Source organism: Mesorhizobium sp. WSM4830 (assembly GCF_055811495.1).
Window position 1 is genome coordinate 214,533 of the sequence record NZ_JBVVQI010000004.1, and the last position, 21,840, is coordinate 236,372.

The following is a 21,840-nucleotide window of genomic DNA, read 5'->3' on the forward strand; positions in this document are numbered from 1 at the left end:
CCCGGGCGGTGTTTTATCCCCCGTCCCCGGGGCGGGCCCCCCCCCCCCCCCCCCCGGGGGGGCGGGGGGCCCGCCCCGCGCCCGGAGAGGGGGCCTTCATAGAGCGCGGTTCCCCTCTCCGTCTCGGCTTCGCCGAGCCACCTCTCCCCACTTCGTGGGGCGAGGAACCCAAGCTGGAATGAAGCCGCGCTCCACCCCTCTGCCCTGCCGGCCATCTCCCCCGCAAGGGGGGAGATCGGCAAATCGTCGAGGGTGCCACATTTTGTTCTTGCTTTGTGCCGGCAGCTATGCTTCTAATTTGGGTATGGTGCTAATTGGCTCCAACGACCCGCCCGCCGAGGCGGGTTTTTCATTTCCGGCTTCCGCCACCTCCCACCGACCAGCCTCAGCGTTTCCTGCCGACGCAGCCCTTCACATTAAGGCCGGAATTCGGCCTATAAGCGGTCGCACAGGGACATGCCAGACCGGAGCGCCCGTCCGGTCGACAATCAAGGACCCGCCATGCCTCGTTCTTTCCTCCATGCCCTGGTCGTGCTGTTGGCCGTCGCGCTGCCGACAACGGCTTCGGCCGATCCGCAATCCTTCACGGGCGAGTATTCGGTGTCGTTCCTCGGCCTCTCCGTGGCCAAGGCGAAATTCTCCAGCCATTACGAGGGCGACACCTATTCTATCGAGGGCAGTGTTTCCGCCGCCGGGCTCGCCACTTTGTTCGACGATACGAAAGGCACGATCTCGTCGAAGGGCAAGATTTCGGGCAAGAAGTTGCAGCCGCAGGCGTTCCACGCCGACTACACGTCCGGCAAGAAGGCATCGATGATCGACATCCAGTTTGCCAACGGCGTCGTCACCTCGACCAAGGTCGTGCCTGCGCCGAAGAAGCGCAATCCCGAGAATTGGATACCGCTGGTCGGCAGCCATCTCGTATCGGTCCTCGATCCGATGGCCGCGACCGTTATCCATGCCGACAGCCTCGACCAGGTCTGCGGGCGCACGGTGAAGCTCTATGACGGCGAAATGCGTGCCGATCTGAAACTGACCTACGAGTCCAAAGGCTCGATCTCCGTGGCCGGCTACCAGGGCGATACGGTCACCTGCAGGCTGGGCTTCGAGCCGGTGGCCGGCTACCGCAAGAATCGCAAGGCGCTGAATTACCTCAGGAAACGCAGCCGCATCATGGTGACGTTTGCACCGGTCGGCCAAAGCGGCGTATATGCGCCGATCCGCGCCACGGTCAGCACGCAAATCGGCCCGTTGACGATCAGCGCGGAGCGGTTCGAAGCGAACGAATAGGCGTGATGGTGCGCCGCCAACGGGCATGGGGGCGACGGGTATGGCGCGCGCAACACTGATCGGCTTCTCCGCAGTCGCCATGTGGGCGCTGCTGGCGCTGCTTACCGATGCTTCGGGCGCCGTGCCGCCGTTCCTGCTTTCGGCAATCACCTTCACGATCGGCACCTGCGTGGGGCTGGTTGCCCGGCTGTTCATGCCGGCAGCCGGCGGGGCCGCGAAGATACCGCGCCAGGTCAAAATACCACGCAAAGTCTGGGTGATCGGCATTGCCGGCCTGTTCGGCTACCACTTCTTCTATTTCACCGCGCTGCGCAATGCGCCGGCCGTCGAGGCCAGCCTGATCGCCTACCTGTGGCCGCTGCTGATCGTGCTGGGGTCGGCGCTGATGCCGGGCGAGCGGCTGGCCTGGAACCACGTCGCCGGCGCGCTGCTCGGCCTTGCCGGCACGGTCCTGATCGTCACCAAGGGCGGCGGGCTTGCCTTCGATGCGCGTTATGCCTTCGGCTACGCCATGGCCGGCGTCTGTGCGTTGCTGTGGTCGTCCTATTCGCTGTTGTCGCGGCGTTTCCCGTCGGTGCCGACCAGCATCGTCACCTGGTTCTGCGCCGCCACCGCGGCCCTTTCGCTGGTCTGCCATCTGTTGCTTGAACAGACGGTGCTGCCCGCCGGCGCCGGCCAGTGGCTGGCCGTGCTCGGCCTCGGTCTGATGCCGGTGGGGGCGGCGTTCTATGCCTGGGACATCGGCGTCAAGCGCGGCAACATCCAGGTGCTGGGGGCGGCGAGCTATGCCGCGCCGCTGCTGTCCACCCTGGTGCTGATCGCCGCCGGCTTCGCCGAGCCGTCATGGCGCATCCTCGCCGCCTGCGTGCTGATCACCGGCGGCGCGGCACTGGCGGCGAAATCGCTGTTCCTGGGCAAGAGGGCCACGAGCGAGGCAAACGCATGATGCCGTTTCCCGGCGGCATCGATGCCAATGCCAATGCGACGCTGGTATTTTCGCTGGCGGCGGCGGTGATTTACGCGTTCAGCCTCGGCATGCCGCCGCGCCTTTCGCGGTCGGCTGCAAGGACATTGGCGGTTGCGATGTTGGCGGTGCTGGTCGTGCAGCAGGGCGGCCCATGGCTGCTCGTCGCCGCGCTCGGCGCAAGTGCCATCGGAGACGCCTTCCTGTCGCGCGACGGCGAGAAGGCATTTCTTGGCGGCACGGCAAGTTTTCTTGCCGCGCATGTGCTTTACGTCGTGCTGTTCCTGCGTGCCGGCGGCGGCCCCGGGCTGCTTTCGGCCGAGCCGTGGCGGGCAACGATCGTGCTGGCGATGGTCGTGTCGGTGCTGGCCATGCTTTTAGGGCTCCGGCGCCGCGTCGGCCCCGCCTTGCGTTTGCCGATCGGTGTGCATGCCGCGGCACTGCTTGCCATGGGCGGTGCCGCGCTCACCTTGAACAATGCCGCGGTTATCGGCGGCGTCGTCCTGCTCATGGTGTCCGACGGGCTGCACGCCGCGGAAAATTTCATGCTGCCCGCCATCTCGCCGCACCGCATCTGGGTGCGCCATGCGGTCTGGGCGGTGTATTACGTCGGCCAGCTGGCGATCACGCTGGGTTTCCTGTTGGGCTAGGTGCCTAGGGCGTTCCCGGCAGCCAGCCTGGTTCGGCAAGTTCGAAGGCGGCGAAATCGAAACCCGGCGCCACGGTGCAGCCGACCAGGGTCCATTCGCCGAGGCTGCGTGCCGACTGCCACCAGCCTGCCGGCACGACGATCTGCGGCCGCTCGCCTGCGGCAAGCGCGGTACCGAGGATCTCCTCGATGACGGGACCGCCTTCTCGATGTATCGATAGCGCCAGCGGCGCACCGTCATAGAAATGCCAGACCTCGGCCGCGTCCTTGACCCGGTGCCAGGCCGACAATTGGTCCTTCTCGAGGAGAAAATAGATCGCCGTCGAATGGCCGCGGGCGCCTTCCGCCCCGTCGCGAAAGGTCTCGGCGTACCAGCCGCCTTCCGGATGCGGCTTCAGGCCGAGCAGGGCGATGATTTCGGCGGAACTGGTCATGGCCCTAGCTCCTGGCGCCGCTCAGAAATTGTCCTTGCGCTTGCGGATCTCGGCGAACACTTCGGCGTCCGAGGCCTTCTCCAGGCCGAGATGCCTGCGGATCGCCGGATCGTGCCAGCGCAGGAACGGATTGGTCGACAGTTCCTCGCCGATCGTCGTCGGCAGCGTCGGTTTGCCGTCGGCGCGCAGCGCCTCGACCTTGGCGGCGCGCTCTTTCAGCGCCGAATTGGTCGGGTCGACGGTCAGCGCGAAACGGGCGTTGGCCAGCGTATACTCATGGCCGCAATAGACGACCGTCTCGGCCGGCAGCGCCGCGAGCTTCTTCAGGGATTCGTACATCACCGGCGGCTTGCATTCGAGCAGCCGCCCGCAGCCGAGCGCAAACAGCGTGTCGGCGGCGAATGCCACTTTCGACGCCGGCAGATGATAGGTGACGTGGCCCGCCGTGTGGCCGGGTGTGGCGATGACCTCGATCCGCTCGTCGCCGAGGTGGACGACCGAGCCTTGCTCGACAGTTTCGTCGATGCCGGGAATCTTTGCCTTTTCGGCTTCCGGCCCGACGATGCGCAGCTTGAAACGCTCCTTCAGCGCCAGATTGGCCTCGACATGGTCGAAATGGTGGTGGGTGGTCAGGATCATCGTCGGGGTCCAGCCGGTGCGCTTGATCGCCGCCAGGATCGGCGCCTCCTCGGGCGCATCGATGAGCGCCGTCTGGCCGCTTTTCGGGTCATGCACCAGCACGCCGAAATTGTCGCTGCGGCACATGAATTGTTCGATCTCGACCGGCATCATATCTCTCCGTTTATAGGCGCAGACATAGGGCGCCTGCCAGCCGATGTCATCCGCCTTTGTTGAACTTGGACTGCTTCGAAGCTACCGTTCCGCCCATGCATTCAGACATTGTCGATCTCCGTTCGTTTTATTCGACCACGCTCGGCCGCCTGGCCGAACGCTCGATCACCATGGCGCTGTCCTCGATATGGGCCGTCGTGCCCAACGAGCGGCTGGTCGGCCTCGGCTACACCTTGCCGTGGCTGGAGCGCTTCGGCAGCGATGCCGAGCGTGTCTTTGCCTTCATGCCGGCAACGCAGGGCGCGGTGGTCTGGCCGGCGACCGGGCCGACGGCGACCGCCCTGGTCTTCGACGAGGAACTGCCGCTGGTTGATTCCTGCATCGACCGCATGCTGCTCGTCCATTCGCTCGAACATGTCGAGAACCCGCGCGAGACGCTGAACGAGATCTGGCGGGTGCTGTCGCCGGCCGGCCGTGTCGTCATCGTCGTGCCCAACCGGCGCGGCGTCTGGGCGCGCTTCGAGCACACGCCTTTCGGCAATGGCCGGCCGTTCTCGCGCGGCCAGCTGACCGAATTGCTGCGCGAAGCGAATTTCACGCCGGCGGCGTGGTCCGATGCGCTGTTCTTCCCGCCATCGCCGCGACGCTTCATGATGCAGTTCCACAATGTGCTGGAACGCGCCGGCCGGCGCTTCTGGCCGATCTTTTCGGGCGTTATCGTCGTCGAGGCGCAGAAGCGGCTCTATCAGGGCGTGCCGGTTGCCCAGCGCGCGTCCCGCCGCGTCTTCGTGCCGGTTCTCTCGCCGCATGGCGCGCCGACGCTTGGCCGGCTGTCGCGGACCGAACGTCCGGCGCCGCCAAGATGACGCGTTCGTGATCCGACGCAGGTTTTTTCTCACCTATCTGTCGCGAACGGGTTGGCTGCCCGATTGAAGGCATACGCGGTCGATTCTATGACCGGGTTTCAGCACCGCCTCCGAATGCAAGGATCCACCCATGGCTGATCTTCCGGATGTCGAGGCCAGCACCCAGAAGCTTGCCACCTCGATCGAAGCCAGCAGCCTGCGTGAGCAGTTGGCAACAATCAAATTGGCGCTGACCACCTCGCCAGTGCGAAAACAATTGTTTTGGGCCGCGATCGGCATCGTCGCCGTCATCGTGGCGAGCTCGATCGGGCAGGTTCTGCTCAATCGCTGGAACCAGCCTTTCTACGACGCGCTGGCGCGGCGCGACATGCCGGCTTTCCTGCATCAGCTTCTGATCTTTGCCGGCATCGCCGGCGGGCTTGTGGTGCTCAATGTCGGCCAGACCTGGCTCGACCAGATGCTCCGCCTGAAGCTGCGCGAGGCGCTGACGCTCGACCTGATCGACGAATGGATGCGGCCGGCGCGTGCCTTCCGGCTGACCCATGCCGGCGCCATCGGCGTCAATCCCGACCAGCGCCTGCAGCAGGATGCCGGGCATCTCTCCGATCTTTCCACCGGTCTCGGCATCGGCCTGCTGCAGTCCTGCATCCTGCTAGCCTCCTTTGTTGGGGTCCTGTGGTCGCTGTCTTCCGGCTTCGTCTTCCACATAGGTGGCCATTCGCTGGCCATACCCGGCTACATGGTCTGGGCGGCGATCCTTTATGCCGGCACAGCCTCCTGGTTGAGCTGGCTGGTCGGACGGCCGCTGATCCGCTTCAACAACGATCGCTATACGCGTGAAGCGGAGCTGCGCTCCTCGGTGGTTCGCGTTAACGAGAATGTCGATGCCATCGCGCTTGCGCATGGCGAGGCCGATGCCAGGCGCCGGCTCGAATTCGATCTCGGCATGGTGCTGGGCGCCATGCGGCGCATCTACAGCGCCCAGATCAATCTTTCCTGGGTTACCGACACCTATGGCTGGATCACTGTCGTCGCACCGATCCTGGTCGCCTCACCGGTCTATTTTGCCGGCGATATCAGCTTTGGCGGCTTGATGATGGCAGTCGGCGCCTTCAACCAGGTCCATTCCTCGCTGCGCTGGTTCATCAACAATATCGGCGGCATCGCCGATTGGCGCGCTACGCTGATGCGGGTCGCCGACTTCCGCATCGCGCTTGGCGACACCGACGCGCTGCACCACACGGAAAGGCGCATTTCGTTCGGCGAAAACCCGGACGGCAGCCTGACCTTCGAGAAACTCGAGATCGCCTCGCCGGAGGGATGCACCAAGCTTGCCGAGCCGCATGTCGAAATCCGCGCCGGCGACCGGGTGATGATCACCGGAGATCCGGGCGCCGGCAAGACGCTGTTCTTCCGGGCCATTGCCGGTCTGTGGCCATGGGGCAGCGGACGGATCGGCATTCCGGCCGGAGAAGCGCCGATCTTTGTTCCGCGTACCCCCTATTTCCCGCTCGGCAAGCTGCGCGAGGTGCTCAACCATTCAGACGGCGCGGCGGAGGCGAGCGATGCCGAGATCTCGGAGGTGCTGGCCGATGTCGGGCTGCAACGCCTGTCGTCCTCGCTCGATCGCTCGGCGCGCTGGGAGCGTGAGCTCAGCGACGACGAGCAGCGTCTGCTGGCCTTTGCCAGGCTGGCCTTGCGACGGCCGAAATGGGTGATCATCGACGAAGCGTTGGACGCGTTCGACGGCCCAACGCTGAGGCAAGTGCTGTCGATGCTGGAGAAGCGCCTTCCCGACGCCGCGATCCTCAATATCGGCCGCGGCCAGCACAATGCCCGCTTCTTCCGCCGGGCGTTGACCATCGTCAAGGATGCCGGCCAACCGCCCCTCAAGCCGGCCCGAATCAGGGCAGGTGCCATCGAACCGCCCCCGGCTTTCGCCTCGGGCGGCCGAAAGAAATAGAAGGTAAGCTTTATTTCGCCGCGATCGCGGCGAAAAACTGTCGCGATCGTTTCAGATGGGAACGTTCCGATCGGCCATGCTTGACGCTCTCGCCCTGCTCGCCTGGCTTGCCTGCACCCCGGCGGCACCTGCGGCCGCGCCGGCCAATGCAATTGTCGTCGATGTCGAGCTGGTGCTGGCCGTCGACATCTCGCAGTCGATGGATGAAAGGGAGTTTGCCCTGCAGCGCGCCGGCTATGTCGCGGCGCTGCGCCACCCCGACTTCATCAACGCCGTGCGTGCCGGCACCTCCGGCCGCATCGCCATCGCCTATTTCGAATGGGCCGGCACCATCCGCGACGATGCGGTCATTGCCTGGCAGGTCGTCGACAGCAAGGAGAGCGCCAACGCTTTCGCCGACAAGATCGCGGCCCGCCCGTTCAGGAGCTTTCGCGGCACCTCGATTTCCGGTGCAGTGGCCTTCGGCGCCGAGCTTTTCAACGGCACGGCCTTCGCCGGCAAACGCCGCGTCATCGACGTCTCGGGCGACGGCCCAAACAACACTGGCCTGCCGGTCACAACGGCACGCGATGCGGCGCTGGCTAAGGGCATCATCATCAACGGGCTGCCGATCCTGATCAGCCCGTCACCCACCTTTAGCCATCTCGACCGGTATTATGCCGAATGCGTCACCGGCGGGCCGGGCTCGTTCGTGCTGCCGATCTACGCGGCTTCCGAATTCGCCACCGCCACTCGCCGCAAACTGATCCTCGAGGTCAGCGGCATCGAGTATCCCGAGGTGGATCCGAGGACGATCCGCATCGACGCACCGATCGACTGCCTGCAAGGCGAGCGCGACCGGCGGTTTTTCTCGGACCCGTATTTCCCGGAACTTGACCGATAAGGCTGGCCAAGGGGTAAGCTAGGCTGGTGGCAGGCCGAAGGCCGGGAACAGAGATGGCCCGAGCGGCCCTATGAAGATCGTCAAGGAAGCGATCCCGCCCTCGGCTGCGTCGAACACATGCAGGGAATGGGCCCGCCATCCAGGACCATCGTGGCTGCGGGAATAAACCCCGACCGCCGGTTGGGCATTGGCCCGAGTGGCCAGCGTGCGGAAGCCGCCAAACTTCGGCCAGACGGTCTCGAAGAAACCGCGGATCGCTTCGCGGCCTTGATACCATTCGCGCCAGGGCGGCATGGTATAGATGGCGTCCTCACGCAGCAGCTCGATCAAGCTGTCGAGATTGGCGGCCTGCCAGGCATGCATGTAGCGTTCGAGCAGCAGGCCTTCTTCGGGGCTGGGCCGTGATCGGCTGGCCGGCCGTCCCTGAGGATAGCGCGCCGCCAGCGTTGCGCGGGCGCGCTGCAACGCGCTGTTGATCGAAGCCGTCGATCCACCCAGCAAACGCGCCGTCTCGACAGCAGACCATCCGAGGACGTCGGCAAGCAGCAGCGCGGCGCGCTGCCTGGGCGGCAGATCCTGGATGGCGGCGACGAAGGCGAGCTGGACGGCCTCGCGGCTCTCGTAACGGGCTTCCGGACCTGGCTCGCTGCCGGCAATGTCTGGAAGCTCGGCGTCGGGGTAGGGCTCCAGCCAGGCGATGTCGGCTACCGGCCCGCCTGTGGCCGCCCCGTGCGACGGCGGCCGTCCGGGTTCCCGGAGAATGCGGCGCGCCCTCGACCTCGCCTTGATGGCGTTGAGGCAAGCGTTCGTGGCAATCATGTAGAGCCAACCGCGAACCGAACCCCGCCCGTCGAATTCCGACCTGGCGCGCCAGGCGCGAAGCAACGTGTCCTGGACGAGGTCGTCGGCCTCGTGCAGCGAACCCATCATGCGATAGCAATGCAGCTTGAGCTCGCGGCGATGGGCGGCCGTGACCTTCTCGAAGGCCAGCCGATCGAGGATCGGTTGGCCGGCTGGTTCCAGAGGTGGCTGAGCGTCTGTCATGCGGCTTGTGCGGTTACGAGTGAGCGTTGCATTACGCGCGCCTCAGGCGGCCGGGGCAAGCCCGCTACCGCTCACCATGAAGGAACTGCCTTGCGGCTGACCGGTGGCAAGCGCGACCACCGCCCGTCCGACATCGGCCGGCGTTTGCATGTCGGTCATGGCGGCGATGAAGTCCGCCGGCTGGATGCCCATATAGGCCGCGATGCTGTCGATGCCGGCCTTGCCGACGCCGGTCTCCGGCATGATGCGCATCGGCGCGAGCGCCATGAAGCGCAGGCCGAGGCCAAGCCGGTCGGCCTCCTTCTGGCTATGACCGGCCAGGAACATCTGCATGCGTTTTGCGCCGGCATAGCCGCCGGCGTTCGGTGGTCCGCCGGTCAAGGCCGCGCCGCTGGAGATCAGAACGATCCGGGTTCCCGGCTTGAGCGGACGCCGCAGAGCGGCCCGGCAAAACAGAAACGACGCCTTGACGTCCGTGTCCCAATTTGCGGAGAAGGCCTTCCAGTTCTGTTCATGCACCGGCGCGGAAGGGGCCAGGGCGCCTGCGCAGATCACCAGCACGTCCGGCTCCAGCGCGGCGAAGACCTTGTCGGGGGCGGAGTCCACCGTCGCATCGACCGCGAGCGTCTTCACGCCCGAGACCTCCCAGGCAAATTGCGCCAGGGCCTGTTTTCCGCGGGCGACGGCCAGCACCGTCGCTTTCTCTTTGAGGGCGGCCTCCGCGATGGAGCGGCCGACACCACGGCTGCCTCCGACGACGACGACATTCTGATTTTGCAACGATCCCATGGATCACCTCTCTGTTCCCGGCCGCCGGACCATCCAGGCGCGCTCATCGATAAGGACAGCGCAGGTGGGTGGAAATCATCGGTGCCAGGCGGAAATATCTTTCAGCTGAGGGCAGCGGCGCGCCAGTTTTGTATTCAGTGTCATTACCTCGGGGGTAATCGACCTGTGCGCTACGTCTCGGCAAAACTGCGCCCATCAAGCCGGTTGTCCGGCCTTCGACCACAAGGAGTTACGCCATGACCGCCTACGCCGTCGCCCATATGCGCCAGGTCACGCCGGGGCCGCAGATCGTCGAGTACCTGCACAAGATCGATGCCACGCTGGAGCCGTTTGGCGGGCGCTTCATCGTGCATGGCAGCGAGGTGGAAGTCGTTGAAAACACCTGGCCGGGCTACCTCATAATCATCGAGTTTCCAGACAGGCAGCAGGCGCGCGCATGGTACGACTCGCCCGCCTATCAGGAGATCTTGCCGCTGCGCACCGGCAATTCCCAATCCGACGTGATCTTGGTCGACGGCGTCCAGCACCCGCACAGGGCCACCGACGTTCTCGAATAAGGGGGCGATCTGCTACGATTGGCTCTTATCGTTTCAACAGGAACACCGCCTGCTGGCCGAAAAAGTTCCAGAACCACCACGGCATCGAGAAGCCGATCCGCTGGCCGTTGGCGTCGAGCGCGGTCGCCTTTTCCACCGTCGCGCCAAGCTCGTCGCATAGATTGACGAAATCGCGAATGGTGCAGAAATGGATGTTGGGCGTGTCGTACCAGGAATAGGGCAGGTCCTTGGTCACCGGCATGCGGCCGTTGAAGAGCAGCGAAAAGCGCACCCGCCAATGGCCGAAATTGGGGAAGGAGACGATGGCGCGATTGCCGATCCGGAGTAACTCGTCGAGCACCAGCTTCGGATTGCGGGTCGCCTGCAAGGTCTGCGACAAGACGACGAAATCAAAACCCTTGTCGGGATAGAATTGGAGATCCTTGTCGGCATCGCCCTGGATGACCGACAGGCCCCGCGCCACGCATTCGTTGACGCCGCGCTGCGACAGTTCCAGCCCGCGGCCGTCGACCTTCTTGGTCTCCTGCAGCAATTCGAGCAGCAGGCCGTCGCCGGAACCGACGTCCAGCACCCGCGACTGCGGCGGGATGAGGTCGGCGACGACTTCGAGGTCGACGCGCTGGGCGCGGTTGACGCTCATGCGTTCGGCTCTTGCCTGGCGCATGGTCCTGATCCGAAAAGTCTGCAACTTTTCGGGGCCATGCTCTGATGCCTGGCGCATGGTCCTGATCCGAAAAGTCTGCAACTTGTCGGGGTCATGCGCTGATGCCTGGCGCATGGTCCTGATCCGAACAGCCCGCAACTTTTCGGGGTCATGCGCCGAGCCCTCTCGCCCGCGCGGCCGAGGCGATGAAGCCTCTGATGGCGGCGAACAGTTCCGGCTCGTCGAGCAGGAAGGCGTCGTGGCCGCGGTCGGTCTCGATCTCGACGAACGAGACCGAGGCGCCGGCCGCGTTCAGCGCGTGCACGACCGAGCGGCTCTCCTCGGTCGGGAACAGCCAGTCGCTGGTGAACGAAACCAGGCAGAAGCGCGTCTTGGTGCCGGCGAAGGCATCGGCCAGCCGGCCGCCATGGTCGGCGGCGAGATCGAAATAGTCCATCGCCCGGGTCATGTAGAGATAGGAGTTGGCATCGAAGCGATCGACGAAGGTCATGCCCTGATGGCGCAGATAGCTCTCGATCTGGAAGTCGGCATCGAAGCCGAAGGTCAGCGCTTCGCGGTCCTGCAGGTTGCGGCCGAACTTGCGGTGCAGCGCGGCTTCCGACAGATAGGTGATGTGGGCGGCCATGCGCGCCACCGCCAGGCCCTTTTCCGGCCGCTTGCCATGCTCGAAATATTTGCCGCCATGCCAGTCCGGGTCGGCCATCACTGCCTGCCTGCCGACCTCGTGGAAAGCGATGTTCTGCGAGGAATGGCGGGCACCGGTGGCGATCGGCAACGCCGAGAAGACGCGCTCGGGATAGCTAGAGGCCCATTGCAGCACCTGCATGCCGCCCATCGAACCGCCAAGCACGCTGAACAGCTGTTCGATGCCGAAATGCTCGACCAGCATCAGCTGCGCCCGCACCATGTCGCGGATGGTGATGATCGGCAAGTCGAGCCCGTAGGGCCTGGCGGTGGCGGGATTGGTCGAGGCGGGGCCGGTGGAGCCGAGACAGCCGCCGATGACGTTTGACGAGATGACGAAGAAACGGTCGGTATCGATGATCTTGCCGGGGCCGATCAGCACTTCCCACCAGCCCGGCTTTCCGGTCACCGGATTGGTGTTGGCGACATGTTGGTCGCCGGTCAGCGCATGGCAGACGAGGATGGCGTTGGAGCGGGCGTCGTTGAGCGTGCCATAGGTCTGGTAGGCGATCTGGAACGGCGACAGCAGCGTGCCGGCGTCGAGCTTGAGCGGCTTGTCGGCGCCGAAACGCAACACCGGGCTCGACGGCTGGTCGGCCTCGTTGTTGGTTTTTCGCGCGCGCAAAGCGACCATCACATCTCCTTGCCCGGCCTTCAGTTGTCCACCGGTCTGGGCAACAGCCAGTCAGGGCAACAAAAAACCGGCCATGCCTTCGCAAAGCCGGTTACAAGATGCAAACGGCCCTTTAGCAAGTTGTTTAACGTGGCTGCAAGCCGACCGGCCAAATCACCACGGAACTTTCGCTGCTCTTCTAGGACCGACGCATGGCTTCGTCAACGGCAAGTTCTTGATCCCGAATTGCCGGCCCTCGACATTCCGGGCCACGGCTTGTATTTCCGCTGCGGCTTCCGGATGGAGGCACTCTCGACGGATTTCATGAAATGAGCCAGACACCGGATCAGACACGTCCAAGGCCCCGCGCCGGCATCATGGACATCGAAGCCTATGTGCCCGGCAAGAGCGCGGCGCCTGAAGGTGTCGCCAAGGTCCACAAATTGTCGGCGAATGAGAACCCGCTCGGTCCTTCGCCAAAGGCGATAGAGGCCGCGCGCGCGGTCGCCGACAAGCTCGCGGTCTACCCCGACGGCAGCGCCAGGCGCCTGAGGGAAGCGATCGCCGAGGTGCACGGGCTCAACCCGGCGAACATCGTCTGCTCCAACGGCTCCGACGAGATTCTGGGCCTGCTCGCGCAGACCTATCTCGCGCCCGGCGACGAAGCCATCATCACCGAACACGGCTTCATGGTCTACAAGATCTACATACAGTCGGCCGGTGCCGTCCCGGTAACGGTCAGGGAGACCGATGAACGCGCCGATATCGATGCGATCCTCGCCGCGGTGACGCCGCGCACCAGGGCCATCTTCCTTGCCAATCCAAACAATCCAACCGGCACCTACGTGCCGTTCCAGGAGGTGCGCCGCCTGCATGCCGGCCTGCCGCGAAACGTGCTTCTGGTGCTGGACGCAGCTTACGCCGAATATGTCCGGCGCAACGACTATGAAGCCGGCGTCGAGTTGGTGGGCAGCGCGGAAAACGTGGTCATGACCCGCACTTTCTCGAAATTGGGCCTGGGCGGCGCGCGGATCGGCTGGATGTATGCGCCAATGCACGTGATCGACGCGATCAACCGCGTGCGGGGACCCTTCAACGTCAATGCGACGGCGATCGAGGCGGGCATCGCGGCGATCCGCGACCGCGCCCACATCGAACGCAGCGTCGCGCATAACGAGACCTGGCTGGCTTGGCTGAGCGAGCAATTGGAGGGGCTTGGGCTGCGGGTGACGCCGAGCGTCGGCAATTTCATCCTCATCCACTTTCCCGAGGACAAAAAGCATTCGGCGGCGGCGGCCGACGACTACCTCAGCCAGCGCGGCTACATATTGCGGCGCGTTTCCGGCTACGGTTTTCCCAACGCGCTGCGCATGAGCATCGGCACCGAAGAGGCCAATCGCGGCGTTGTCGCAGCACTCGCGACATTCCTGAAAAGCTAGACACCATGGCCTCACCTATGTTCGAAAAGATCGCGCTGGTCGGCATCGGCCTGATAGGCTCGTCGCTGGCCCGCGTCATCCGCCGCGAGGGGCTCGCCGGCCAAGTCGCGATTTCGACGCGCAGCGACGCGACGCTGGCACGGGCGAGCCAACTCGGCCTCGGCGACACCTACACGACGGATGCGAAAGAGGCGGTTCGCGACGCTGATCTGGTTATCGTTTCGGTGCCGGTCGGCTCTTCGGGTGCCATCGCAGCGGAGATCGCACCGGCGCTGAAAAAGGGCGCCATCCTCACCGATGTCGGCTCAACGAAGGCCTCGGTCATCGCGCAGATGCAGCCGCATGTGCCTGATGGCGTGCACTTCATCCCCGGCCATCCTTTGGCCGGCACCGAAAAATCGGGACCGGATGCCGGTTTTGCCGAACTGTTCGAGAACCGCTGGTGCATCTTCACGCCGCTGCCCGGCACCGATCCCGCGGCACTGGAAAAGCTCTCGGAATTCTGGCGCCGCTGCGGCTCCAACATCGACACGATGGACCCGCAGCATCACGACATGACGCTGGCCATCGTTTCGCACCTGCCGCATATCATCGCTTACAACATCGTCGGTACCGCCGATGATCTGGAGTCGGTGACCAAGTCCGAGGTCATCAAATACTCGGCTTCCGGCTTTCGCGACTTCACCCGTCTCGCGGCGTCCGACCCGACCATGTGGCGGGACGTCTGCCTGCACAACAAGGACGCCATCCTCGAAATGCTGGCGCGGTTCTCGGAAGATCTGTCCTCGCTGCAGCGGGCGATCCGCTGGGGCGACGGCGAAAAACTGTTCGACCTGTTCACCCGCACCCGCGCCGTCCGCCGCTCGATCATCGAGGCCGGCCAGGATATCGACGTACCGGATTTCGGCCGCCAGGCAGTCGAACACCCGCCGAAGGGATAAGCCGCGGCAGGCCGGTTGCAGGCCAGACCTCTAGTCGAGCGGCTTGATCTTGCCGAGCGGGATGAAGCCGAGCGAGGCCTTGCCCCTGACGATCTTCAGCGGCATCGACGGCTGGTTGCCGAGCAGCGCCAGTCCGGCAAAGCCGGTTTGGATCTCTTTCTTCTGCTCGGGGATGGCGGTGGCGAGGATTGCCGCCACGGCCTTTGGATCATCGAGCCTGATCGTCAGGTCGGCATTTATGAGACCGTCGTCATCGACCGACAGCGGTCCCGAAACGGTGATGCGCGCAGTTCCGGACGACAGATCGAGCTCGTGGATTTCGGCCGCCTGGCCACGCAGGCTCTTCGGATTTGCCTTGATCAGCGTCACGCCGTTCTTCAGCGTCACGTCGCCGCTGCCGTCGAGCGGCGGCAAGACGCGCCCGTCGATGGCCGCCGCGTCGATTTCAAGATCGGTGAAATTGCCGGCATAGTCGACGTCCGGGCCGTTTGGGCGCAATTGCCCTGTGGCGGTTCCGGCGCTGAACAGCGAGACGGGATCGGTGTCGTCTGCCGGATCGGTCTGGCCGGACAGGCCTTCTGCCTGCAGCGAGAGGCGCCTCGGCAGCGGCCAGGACAGCTTCATGTCGGCCCGCAGATCATCCCAGTCGATCCACAGCGGGGTCATGCCGGGAACAGAGGTCCTGAGCGGCCCCCTGAGCTCGGCGGCAGGCGACAAAAGCCGCGTGATCTGCGTGGCGGCGTTGATCTTGCCTGTCGATGCCGCGACGTTGCGGCTGTCGTCCTCGTAAGCCAGGCTGTCGCAGGAAAGGGTGAAGCTGAAGGGATAGCCGCTGACCGCGAGATTGGCGCAGTCGGCCTTGATGCCTTTGCCGTCGAGATCGGCAACCGCCTTTTCGGTTGCGCTCTCGACGAGGTCCGCCAGGTAAAACCAGCCCGCGCTGTAGATGCCGAACAGCACGAGAACGAAAGCGGCAAGCCACAACAGGCGGCGACGTTGGCTGGGCGGCGGGCGCTCGTCACTTGACGTCATGCTGCGGCTTTCGTTAACGCGGGTGGCACGGGCGGGCTGTCGCTTGCGGCAATAACAGGTAGACGGACTGAAACACCACCGGTGGGATGGTTCGTCACAATCAGGCTTGGCGATATGGGCGATTTTTGGGTTTTTGGCTACGGCTCACTGATCTGGCGGCCGGGTTTCGCGCATGTCGAGACGCGGCGCGCCCGCCTGCATGGCTACCGCCGTTCGCTCTGCGTCTATTCTTTCGTGCATCGCGGCACGCGCGAACGGCCGGGCCTGGTGCTCGGCCTCGACCGCGGCGGCTCCTGCATCGGGCTGGCGTTCCGGGTTCCAGGCGAGCTGCGCAACGAGGTCATCACCTATCTGCGCGAGCGCGAACTGGTGACCAACGTCTATCTCGAACGTGTGCTCAGTGTTCGCCTCGACAAGAGTGAAACGGATGGGGGCGAGACGGTCGAAGCCGTCGCCTATGTCGTGGACCGCAGTCATGAGCAATATGCCGGTGCGCTCGACCCGGCCGAGGCGGCGGCCGTCGTTCGCGGCGCCGTCGGCCAGTCGGGGAGGAATGAGGATTATGTGTTCAGCACGCTGGAGCACCTCGAGGCGCTGGGTATAAGCGATCACTGGCTGGAAGACGTGACGAGACGGATCGCGACGTAGCTTCGGTGTCGTGATGCGGACTACATCCTGAAAATCTGTTTACCAAGATCGGCGCGATCCAGGCTGTTTGCCACGGCAAGCTTGAACTCGGTCAGCGCGTGGAGACCGCCGACAGGAACGTGGAAGCCGGGCTGGCCGAAGGTGTCGATGATCTCGCGTAGGACAGGCCGGTCGGCTTCGACAGGCGGCGAAAAGAAATAGCGATAGATATTCGCCCTGATCTCGACGCCGCTCAGCAAGACATCGAAATTGTGCAGTTCGAAGCGCTCGGTACTCATGCCGCCATTGATCACCATCTGTCCGCCAAGCGCCAGGGTGCGGATCAATTCGCCGCTGACATGTCCGCCGACATTGTCGATAATCCCGTTCAATCCGGCGCCGCCAGTGATATCCATCACCGCTTCCCGGATACTTGCCTTCAAGTCCGAAAGGTCAAGAATGGCGGCGGCGCCAAGCGTCTTCAGATCGAAGCTTTGGTGCGAGCGCCGCACCAGCGCGATGACGTTGATGCCCCGTCGTTGGGCGAACTGCATCACCATTGTCGAAATCGACGAATAGCCGGCCGTGACAGCCAGCCACTGGCCGGGCCGCACGCGGGAATCCACCATCAGATCCCACGCCGTAATGGGGTTCACCATCTGCCCGGCGCGTTCGACTGGATAGCCGGCAGGCAACGGGATCAGCCATTCGGCGGGAATGGCCGCGTACTCGGCCCAACTGCCATAATAGCTGAACGCGACAAGCGTGCCCGGTTCCAGCAAGACGTTTGCGCCAACGGCTTCGACGATGCCGGCGCCGTGGTTTCCGGCGATCTGCCGGGGAAAATGCGGCTTCTTCGGTTCGGGGTAGAGGTTCTGGATAAACAGGAAGTCGCCCGGATTGATCGAGGCCGAGACCATCCTGACCAGCACATCGCCGTCGCCGATCCGCGGCATCGGCAGGTCATCCACGTAGAGCACGTCGCGCGGCGAACCGATGGCGTCAAATACAATTGCCTTCATGCCGTTCTCCATAACAAACGATCCGAGGCCAACAGTCTGAGCCCAGCCGACGTGCCGAGACTTGCGTCGGCGCGGCGGAACCTACGGCCGGCCGGCAAAAGTCAGAATTGGCAGATTTGACAATCTATATGCTAAATTTGCCAGATCGTTTCTTCAGAGGCTGCTGGTTTGGATATCCCGGACGTGGCGCGGCGGGTCGCGGTTTTGTGAAGCGCCGGCGGGTTGGAAAGGAGGCTATGCGTTTGACGTCGTCGCGGCGCGACATAGGTTAGCCCGGTCGGCGGCTCCCACCCGCCCCAGCATGAATCATCATGGAGATCAGCCTTGCAGAAACGTCGTCTCGGTCGCACCGACCTATCCATCGCGCCGTTGGTTCTGGGCGGCAATGTGTTCGGCTGGACCGCCGATGAGAAAACCTCGTTCGACTTGCTCGACCGCTTTGTCGACGCCGGTTTCAACGCCATCGATACGGCCGATTCCTATTCGCGCTGGATTGCCGGCCACCAGGGCGGCGAATCCGAAACCATCATCGGCAGATGGATGAAGAGCCGCGGCAACCGCGACAAGGTCGTCGTCATCACCAAGGTCGGCTCGGATATGGGGCAGGGCAAAAGGGACCTGTCCGCCGCCTATATCGAAAAGGCCATCGACGCCTCGTTGAAGCGGCTGCAGGTCGACAGCGTCGATCTCTATCTGTCGCACTGGCCCGACCCGGCGACCCCTTATGAGGAAACGCTCGGCGCTTACCAGAAACTGCTCGACAAGGGCAAAATCAGCTATGCCGGCGCTTCAAACCTCGACGCCGCCCAGTTGCGGGCTGCACTCGACGTAGCAAGCCTGCGCGGCCTGCCGCGCTACGAGGTGCTGCAGCCGGAATACAACCTCTACGACCGCTCGTCCTTCGATGGTCCGCTGCGCGATCTGTGCGTGGCCGAGGACATCGGCGTCATCACTTATTTCAGCCTCGCCAAGGGATTTTTGAGCGGCAAGTACCGCAGCGAAGCCGACCTCGGCAAAAGCCCGCGCGGCGGCGGTGTGAAAGCGTACCTCAATTCGCGCGGCATGCGCATCCTCTCAGCGCTCGATGCCGTGTCGGCCAGACATTCGGCCAAGCCGGCGGAAGTGGCGCTTGCCTGGGTAATGGCGCGGCCCGGCGTCACCGCTCCGATCGCCAGCGCGACGACGCTCGACCAGCTCGACAGCCTGGTGCGGGCCGCGTCGTTGCAGCTCAGCCCGGACGATATCGCCGAGCTCGACAAAGCCAGCGCATAGCCACGCACGATCGTTCAAGACCGGCGCGCTGCCTTGCCCTACCGTCCCTGCATCGTCGCAGGATGCAGGGACGCCGCATGGCCGGACAGGTTCTTCTCGATCAGCGGCTATGGCAGCAATTGCTGGCGCTCGTGCTGGCATCGGCCATCGTTATGGGCAGCCCGGGGCCGGCGACGATAAGCGTCACAGCGGTCGGCGCCGCGTTCGGTCTGCGCGATTCGCTCCGCTATGCCTCGGGGATCGTTGTCGGCACGGTCCTCGTGCTTTTGGTGGTGGCGACGGGCATCATGGCCGTTCTCATCGCGCTGCCGAAGCTCGCAGCGCTGTTGGCGGTCGCGTCAGCAGCCTACATCCTCTATCTGGCGTTCAAGATAGCGACGGCGCCGCCACTGGCGGCACGCGTCGGTGGGGCGGCGCTTCCCACTTTCCTGGGTGGATTCCTTCTGGCCGTTGCCAATCCGAAAGCCTATGTGGCGATTGCCGCCGTGTTCGCCGGCGCGTCTTCCGGCGCCGGCGGTCTTGGTATTTCAGCCAAGCTGGCGGTTCTCGCCTTGATGATCGTTGCTATTCATCTCTTGTGGCTTCTGGCCGGCGCGGCTTTTGCACGTTTGCTGCGCAAACCGCTGGCGTCGCGGATCATCAATCTGGTGTTTGCCGCGACGCTGATTGCAACAGCCGCCCTGGCTGCCTTACCCTGAGTCCTTCTGGCATCCGCGGCCGTTGCCTCAGCCTTTCAATTCAGGTTTCGCGTCCAGCTCACCAAGCCTTTTCACCGCCGTCGGCGGCATCGGCGGCGGGTTCGGCGTCTGCGACGCCTCGACGAGGAGCTGGTCGCAGGCGGCTTCCGTCTCGCCGATCAGCCGTTGCATGAATTCGTCCTTGCCGAGGCCGGGCGGGATCGGTGGCAGGAAGCGCGCCTTGATCGTGCCGGGATAGCGCAGGAATTTGCGGCGCGGCCAATAGAGGCCGGCGACGTGAGCGACGGGCACCACCGGAATGCCAAGTTGCGCATAGAGTTCGACGATGCCGTATTTGTAGACCGGTTCGTCGCCCGGCGCCCGGCGCGTGCCCTCGGGATAGATGATCAGCTGGCGCGGATTGCGCGCCAATTCCTGTTTGGTCGCGGCGATCACCGTCTTCAATGCCTTCGAGCGGCTGCCGCGGTCGACAGGAATCATCCGCATCTTCAAAATGTACCAACCGAAGAACGGGATCCAGGTCAGCTCCCGCTTCAATATGTAAACGGGATCGTCGAGATACGGCAGGAAAGCGATCGTGTCCCAGAAGGACTGGTGCTTCGGCGCCAGGATGAAGGAACCTTCAGGCAGGTTTTCCTGGCCGGTGATCTCACTTCTGGTGCCCGCGATCTTGTCGTAGAGCCACATGCTGGTGCGCGACCAGAATTTCGGCACGAACCAGGCGCGATGGCGCGGCGACAGGAAATAATACGGGGTCCAGAGAATCATCTGGACGATCAAATTGAGGTAGAAGGCGAGATTGAACGCCAGCGAGCGGAAATAGAGCATACAGCAAGTGCCCGGTGAGGAGGTGTGCGTTGGTTACACCAAGCGCCGGCAAAAAGGAAACGCTGCGAGGCGGGCGATCGGCCCGGTCTTGCGATGGGCCGTCTTCGTCACGTTTGCCACGCCGCCTGAAGCAGGCGCTGTCTCAGGCGCGGGGCGGCGAAGTCGAGGAATGCGCGCAGCTTCACCGGCAGTAGCCCCTGGCCGGCATGGACGAGGCTCACCGGCCATGGGTCTGGCTCAAACTCTTGCAGCACCGGGCGCAGCGTACCCGACCGGACTGCGGTGGCGATCTGGTAAGAAAGCAGCCTCGTCACGCCGACGCCGGCAATCGCCGCATCGATTGCTGCCTCAGCCGTGTTGACCCGTAACCTGGAGCGGACCGGCACGCTGAATTCGGTCTTGCCGGTGGCGAAGCTCCAGGCTGCGGCGGTGAGCCCTTCGAAGGTGATGGCACTGTGTCCTGCAAGCTCTTGCGGCGTTTTCGGTGTGCCGTGCTCGGCGAGATAGGCCGGGCTCGCGCAAACGACGCGGCGGATCGAACCCAGGCGGGTGGCGATCAGGCTCGAATCGGCAAGCTCGCCGATGCGGATGGCGAGATCGATGTGCTCTTCGACCAACTGGGTTATCCGGTCGGCGAGTGTCAGCCGCACACTTACCTCAGGATAGACGGAGAGGAAGCCGGTGACGACCGGCAGCACATGCAGGCGGCCGAAGACGATCGGCGCAGTGACGATCAGTTCGCCGGTCGGGGCGCTGTATTCCCCGGCGGCTATTCGCTCGGCCTCGCCGACCTCATCGAGAATGCGACGACAGGCGGCGAGATAGGCGTGGCCTGCATCGGTCAGCGACATCTGCCGCGCCGAGCGGTTCAACAGCCGTGTCTTCAGGTGCTTTTCCAGGTCCGAAACCTTACGGCTGACCGTCGTCAGCGGAATGCCGAAGCGGCGCCCGGCAGCCGAGAGGCTGCCTGTCTCCGCTGCGGCAACGAAAAGCGACATGGACTGGAGGCGATCCATAGTTCTCCCGAAAATTTTCTTTCCGAAAAATGGAAGGATAGCTTGCAGATATGGCATCTGCATCTCGAAGACGGAAGGCCCTATTTCGGGTCTGAACAATGCAGCGCGCGTCGGCGCGTAAGGAGAGTTTTCATGAACGCTCACACCAGCGATGTCGCCTTTACCCCGACGGTAAAGGCGATCCAGGCCCGCAAGGGCTCGCGCCAGGCCTATGCCCGTGTCGAGGAGCGTGGCGGCTGGCAGGCGGCAATCACGCCCGATCTCGCTGCCTTCATCGAGGCGCAGACCAGCGTCTTTCTGTCGACCGCCAATACGGACGGGCAGCCTTACATTCAGCATCGCGGTGGGCCGGCCGGTTTCCTCAAGGTACTCGACCAGCGGACGATCGGCTTTGCCGATTTTTCCGGAAACAGGCAGTTCATCACCCAAGGCAACCTCAGCGACAACCCGCAGGCTTTCCTGTTCCTGATCGATTATGCGCACCGGCAGCGCATCAAGATCTGGGGCAAGGCGCAAGTCGTCGAGGGCGATGCCGAGCTGACGGCAAAGCTGATGCCGCAAGACTATAAGGCGCGACCCGAGCAGGTCATCCTGTTTACGATTTCGGCTTGGGATTCAAATTGCTCGCAGCACATCCCGCAGCGTTTCGAAGCGGCCGACGTGGCGGCGGCGCTGGCCGAACGCGACAAGCGCATCGAACGGCTCGAACAGGAGATCGCACGCTTGCGATCGGATGCAGCAGCCAGGGAATAAGAGCCAGGGAATAAAAAGTG

The 21,840-nt window shown here is 64.0% G+C and carries 23 protein-coding genes and 1 riboswitch; of the genes, 13 read left to right on the forward strand and 10 right to left on the reverse strand.

The window, feature by feature from the left end; all coding sequences use genetic code 11:
* Window positions 1-501 precede the first annotated feature (501 nt).
* The 3 genes from AC0L2Y_RS08000 to AC0L2Y_RS08010 are packed head-to-tail and all read left to right on the forward strand — an operon-like array spanning window position 502 to window position 2,904.
* Window positions 502-1,290, forward strand: a complete 789-nt coding sequence (locus AC0L2Y_RS08000; RefSeq protein WP_473555128.1) for a DUF3108 domain-containing protein — start codon at window positions 502-504, stop codon at window positions 1,288-1,290.
* Between the two features lie 40 nt (window positions 1,291-1,330).
* The gene (yddG, locus tag AC0L2Y_RS08005; protein ID WP_473555130.1) at window positions 1,331-2,236 is read left to right on the forward strand and encodes an aromatic amino acid exporter YddG; all 906 of its coding nucleotides are present in this window, start codon (window positions 1,331-1,333) and stop codon (window positions 2,234-2,236) included.
* The gene (locus AC0L2Y_RS08010) at window positions 2,233-2,904 is read left to right on the forward strand and encodes a lysoplasmalogenase family protein (RefSeq protein ID WP_473555132.1); all 672 of its coding nucleotides are present in this window, start codon (window positions 2,233-2,235) and stop codon (window positions 2,902-2,904) included. Before yddG ends, AC0L2Y_RS08010 begins: the two co-directional genes overlap by 4 nt.
* A gap of 4 nt (window positions 2,905-2,908) precedes the next feature.
* On the opposite strand, the gene AC0L2Y_RS08015 is transcribed toward AC0L2Y_RS08010, so the two are convergent.
* Window positions 2,909-3,337, reverse strand: a complete 429-nt coding sequence (locus AC0L2Y_RS08015) for a cupin domain-containing protein (protein WP_473555134.1) — start codon at window positions 3,335-3,337, stop codon at window positions 2,909-2,911.
* A 21-nt stretch (window positions 3,338-3,358) separates the two neighbouring features.
* Entirely contained in the window at window positions 3,359-4,126 is a 768-nt protein-coding gene (gene gloB, locus AC0L2Y_RS08020) for a hydroxyacylglutathione hydrolase (RefSeq protein ID WP_473555136.1), read from the reverse strand.
* Between the two features lie 98 nt (window positions 4,127-4,224).
* On the opposite strand from gloB, the gene AC0L2Y_RS08025 reads away from it, so the two are divergent.
* The 3 genes from AC0L2Y_RS08025 to AC0L2Y_RS08035 all read left to right on the forward strand — a co-directional run bounded on the left by AC0L2Y_RS08025 (window position 4,225) and on the right by AC0L2Y_RS08035 (window position 7,841).
* On the forward strand, window positions 4,225-4,995 hold the full coding sequence (locus tag AC0L2Y_RS08025; protein WP_473555138.1) for a class I SAM-dependent methyltransferase: 771 nt from the start codon (window positions 4,225-4,227) through the stop codon (window positions 4,993-4,995).
* Between the two features lie 130 nt (window positions 4,996-5,125).
* Window positions 5,126-6,958, forward strand: coding sequence for an ABC transporter ATP-binding protein/permease (locus AC0L2Y_RS08030; RefSeq protein ID WP_473555139.1), 1,833 nt, complete (start codon window positions 5,126-5,128; stop codon window positions 6,956-6,958).
* A 76-nt stretch (window positions 6,959-7,034) separates the two neighbouring features.
* Window positions 7,035-7,841, forward strand: coding sequence for a DUF1194 domain-containing protein (locus AC0L2Y_RS08035; RefSeq protein ID WP_473555142.1), 807 nt, complete (start codon window positions 7,035-7,037; stop codon window positions 7,839-7,841).
* Window positions 7,842-7,859: 18 nt separating this feature from the next.
* On the opposite strand, the gene AC0L2Y_RS08040 is transcribed toward AC0L2Y_RS08035, so the two are convergent.
* Window positions 7,860-8,885: an RNA polymerase subunit sigma-70 gene (locus tag AC0L2Y_RS08040; protein WP_473555144.1), complete on the reverse strand. Its 1,026-nt coding sequence runs from the start codon at window positions 8,883-8,885 to the stop codon at window positions 7,860-7,862.
* A 42-nt stretch (window positions 8,886-8,927) separates the two neighbouring features.
* Window positions 8,928-9,674 (reverse strand): SDR family NAD(P)-dependent oxidoreductase, encoded by a 747-nt coding sequence (locus tag AC0L2Y_RS08045; RefSeq protein ID WP_473555147.1) that lies wholly within the window; start codon window positions 9,672-9,674, stop codon window positions 8,928-8,930.
* A 236-nt stretch (window positions 9,675-9,910) separates the two neighbouring features.
* Here AC0L2Y_RS08045 and AC0L2Y_RS08050 point away from each other — a divergent pair, with 236 nt between their 5' ends.
* Entirely contained in the window at window positions 9,911-10,231 is a 321-nt protein-coding gene (locus AC0L2Y_RS08050; RefSeq protein ID WP_473555148.1) for a DUF1330 domain-containing protein, read from the forward strand.
* A 25-nt stretch (window positions 10,232-10,256) separates the two neighbouring features.
* On the opposite strand, the gene metW is transcribed toward AC0L2Y_RS08050, so the two are convergent.
* Together metW and metX are read right to left on the reverse strand one after the other, a co-directional pair.
* Window positions 10,257-10,871, reverse strand: coding sequence for a methionine biosynthesis protein MetW (metW, locus tag AC0L2Y_RS08055; protein WP_352489406.1), 615 nt, complete (start codon window positions 10,869-10,871; stop codon window positions 10,257-10,259).
* 172 nt (window positions 10,872-11,043) lie between these two features.
* A complete protein-coding gene (metX, locus tag AC0L2Y_RS08060; protein WP_473555151.1) occupies window positions 11,044-12,213 on the reverse strand; it encodes a homoserine O-acetyltransferase MetX in 1,170 nt (389 codons plus the stop codon).
* Window positions 12,214-12,305: 92 nt separating this feature from the next.
* A riboswitch (SAM riboswitch) is annotated at window positions 12,306-12,383 on the reverse strand.
* A 138-nt stretch (window positions 12,384-12,521) separates the two neighbouring features.
* Here metX and hisC point away from each other — a divergent pair.
* On the forward strand, window positions 12,522-13,631 hold the full coding sequence (gene hisC / locus AC0L2Y_RS08065; protein ID WP_473555153.1) for a histidinol-phosphate transaminase: 1,110 nt from the start codon (window positions 12,522-12,524) through the stop codon (window positions 13,629-13,631).
* A 5-nt stretch (window positions 13,632-13,636) separates the two neighbouring features.
* Window positions 13,637-14,572 carry a prephenate/arogenate dehydrogenase family protein gene (locus AC0L2Y_RS08070; RefSeq protein WP_473555155.1) on the forward strand — a complete coding sequence of 312 codons (936 nt, stop codon included), beginning with the start codon at window positions 13,637-13,639 and terminating at the stop codon, window positions 14,570-14,572.
* A gap of 30 nt (window positions 14,573-14,602) precedes the next feature.
* Here AC0L2Y_RS08070 and AC0L2Y_RS08075 read toward each other — a convergent pair whose 3' ends face one another.
* Complete coding sequence (locus tag AC0L2Y_RS08075; RefSeq protein WP_473555158.1) at window positions 14,603-15,604, reverse strand: DUF2125 domain-containing protein; 1,002 nt, start codon at window positions 15,602-15,604, stop codon at window positions 14,603-14,605.
* 114 nt (window positions 15,605-15,718) lie between these two features.
* Between AC0L2Y_RS08075 and AC0L2Y_RS08080 the strand changes: the two genes are divergently transcribed.
* A complete protein-coding gene (locus AC0L2Y_RS08080; protein WP_473555342.1) occupies window positions 15,719-16,252 on the forward strand; it encodes a gamma-glutamylcyclotransferase in 534 nt (177 codons plus the stop codon).
* A 20-nt stretch (window positions 16,253-16,272) separates the two neighbouring features.
* Here AC0L2Y_RS08080 and AC0L2Y_RS08085 read toward each other — a convergent pair whose 3' ends face one another.
* A complete protein-coding gene (locus AC0L2Y_RS08085; protein WP_473555161.1) occupies window positions 16,273-17,253 on the reverse strand; it encodes a quinone oxidoreductase family protein in 981 nt (326 codons plus the stop codon).
* Between the two features lie 324 nt (window positions 17,254-17,577).
* Here AC0L2Y_RS08085 and AC0L2Y_RS08090 point away from each other — a divergent pair, with 324 nt between their 5' ends.
* Both AC0L2Y_RS08090 and AC0L2Y_RS08095 read left to right on the forward strand, forming a co-directional pair.
* A complete protein-coding gene (locus AC0L2Y_RS08090; protein WP_473555164.1) occupies window positions 17,578-18,525 on the forward strand; it encodes an aldo/keto reductase in 948 nt (315 codons plus the stop codon).
* Between the two features lie 77 nt (window positions 18,526-18,602).
* Complete coding sequence (locus tag AC0L2Y_RS08095) at window positions 18,603-19,223, forward strand: LysE family translocator (protein ID WP_473555166.1); 621 nt, start codon at window positions 18,603-18,605, stop codon at window positions 19,221-19,223.
* Window positions 19,224-19,250: 27 nt separating this feature from the next.
* On the opposite strand, the gene AC0L2Y_RS08100 is transcribed toward AC0L2Y_RS08095, so the two are convergent.
* Both AC0L2Y_RS08100 and AC0L2Y_RS08105 read right to left on the reverse strand, forming a co-directional pair.
* A complete protein-coding gene (locus AC0L2Y_RS08100; RefSeq protein ID WP_473555169.1) occupies window positions 19,251-20,051 on the reverse strand; it encodes a lysophospholipid acyltransferase family protein in 801 nt (266 codons plus the stop codon).
* A gap of 107 nt (window positions 20,052-20,158) precedes the next feature.
* Window positions 20,159-21,067: a LysR family transcriptional regulator gene (locus AC0L2Y_RS08105; RefSeq protein WP_352489415.1), complete on the reverse strand. Its 909-nt coding sequence runs from the start codon at window positions 21,065-21,067 to the stop codon at window positions 20,159-20,161.
* 132 nt (window positions 21,068-21,199) lie between these two features.
* On the opposite strand from AC0L2Y_RS08105, the gene AC0L2Y_RS08110 reads away from it, so the two are divergent.
* The gene (locus AC0L2Y_RS08110; RefSeq protein ID WP_352489416.1) at window positions 21,200-21,820 is read left to right on the forward strand and encodes a pyridoxamine 5'-phosphate oxidase family protein; all 621 of its coding nucleotides are present in this window, start codon (window positions 21,200-21,202) and stop codon (window positions 21,818-21,820) included.
* Window positions 21,821-21,840: the final 20 nt, after the last annotated feature.

Coding starts and splice junctions, on each gene's coding strand:
- hisC (WP_473555153.1), top strand. CDS start 12,522: ATGAGCCAGACACCGGATCAGACACGTCCAAGGCCCCGCGCCGGCATC.
- AC0L2Y_RS08010 (WP_473555132.1), top strand. CDS start 2,233: ATGATGCCGTTTCCCGGCGGCATCGATGCCAATGCCAATGCGACGCTG.
- AC0L2Y_RS08040 (WP_473555144.1), bottom strand. CDS start 8,885: ATGACAGACGCTCAGCCACCTCTGGAACCAGCCGGCCAACCGATCCTC.
- AC0L2Y_RS08095 (WP_473555166.1), top strand. CDS start 18,603: ATGGCCGGACAGGTTCTTCTCGATCAGCGGCTATGGCAGCAATTGCTG.
- metW (WP_352489406.1), bottom strand. CDS start 10,871: ATGAGCGTCAACCGCGCCCAGCGCGTCGACCTCGAAGTCGTCGCCGAC.
- AC0L2Y_RS08110 (WP_352489416.1), top strand. CDS start 21,200: ATGAACGCTCACACCAGCGATGTCGCCTTTACCCCGACGGTAAAGGCG.
- AC0L2Y_RS08030 (WP_473555139.1), top strand. CDS start 5,126: ATGGCTGATCTTCCGGATGTCGAGGCCAGCACCCAGAAGCTTGCCACC.
- AC0L2Y_RS08045 (WP_473555147.1), bottom strand. CDS start 9,674: ATGGGATCGTTGCAAAATCAGAATGTCGTCGTCGTCGGAGGCAGCCGT.
- AC0L2Y_RS08100 (WP_473555169.1), bottom strand. CDS start 20,051: ATGCTCTATTTCCGCTCGCTGGCGTTCAATCTCGCCTTCTACCTCAAT.
- metX (WP_473555151.1), bottom strand. CDS start 12,213: ATGGTCGCTTTGCGCGCGCGAAAAACCAACAACGAGGCCGACCAGCCG.
- AC0L2Y_RS08025 (WP_473555138.1), top strand. CDS start 4,225: ATGCATTCAGACATTGTCGATCTCCGTTCGTTTTATTCGACCACGCTC.
- AC0L2Y_RS08035 (WP_473555142.1), top strand. CDS start 7,035: ATGCTTGACGCTCTCGCCCTGCTCGCCTGGCTTGCCTGCACCCCGGCG.
- AC0L2Y_RS08075 (WP_473555158.1), bottom strand. CDS start 15,604: ATGACGTCAAGTGACGAGCGCCCGCCGCCCAGCCAACGTCGCCGCCTG.
- AC0L2Y_RS08015 (WP_473555134.1), bottom strand. CDS start 3,337: ATGACCAGTTCCGCCGAAATCATCGCCCTGCTCGGCCTGAAGCCGCAT.
- AC0L2Y_RS08050 (WP_473555148.1), top strand. CDS start 9,911: ATGACCGCCTACGCCGTCGCCCATATGCGCCAGGTCACGCCGGGGCCG.
- gloB (WP_473555136.1), bottom strand. CDS start 4,126: ATGCCGGTCGAGATCGAACAATTCATGTGCCGCAGCGACAATTTCGGC.
- AC0L2Y_RS08105 (WP_352489415.1), bottom strand. CDS start 21,067: ATGGATCGCCTCCAGTCCATGTCGCTTTTCGTTGCCGCAGCGGAGACA.
- AC0L2Y_RS08000 (WP_473555128.1), top strand. CDS start 502: ATGCCTCGTTCTTTCCTCCATGCCCTGGTCGTGCTGTTGGCCGTCGCG.
- AC0L2Y_RS08085 (WP_473555161.1), bottom strand. CDS start 17,253: ATGAAGGCAATTGTATTTGACGCCATCGGTTCGCCGCGCGACGTGCTC.
- AC0L2Y_RS08080 (WP_473555342.1), top strand. CDS start 15,719: ATGGGCGATTTTTGGGTTTTTGGCTACGGCTCACTGATCTGGCGGCCG.
- AC0L2Y_RS08070 (WP_473555155.1), top strand. CDS start 13,637: ATGGCCTCACCTATGTTCGAAAAGATCGCGCTGGTCGGCATCGGCCTG.
- yddG (WP_473555130.1), top strand. CDS start 1,331: ATGGCGCGCGCAACACTGATCGGCTTCTCCGCAGTCGCCATGTGGGCG.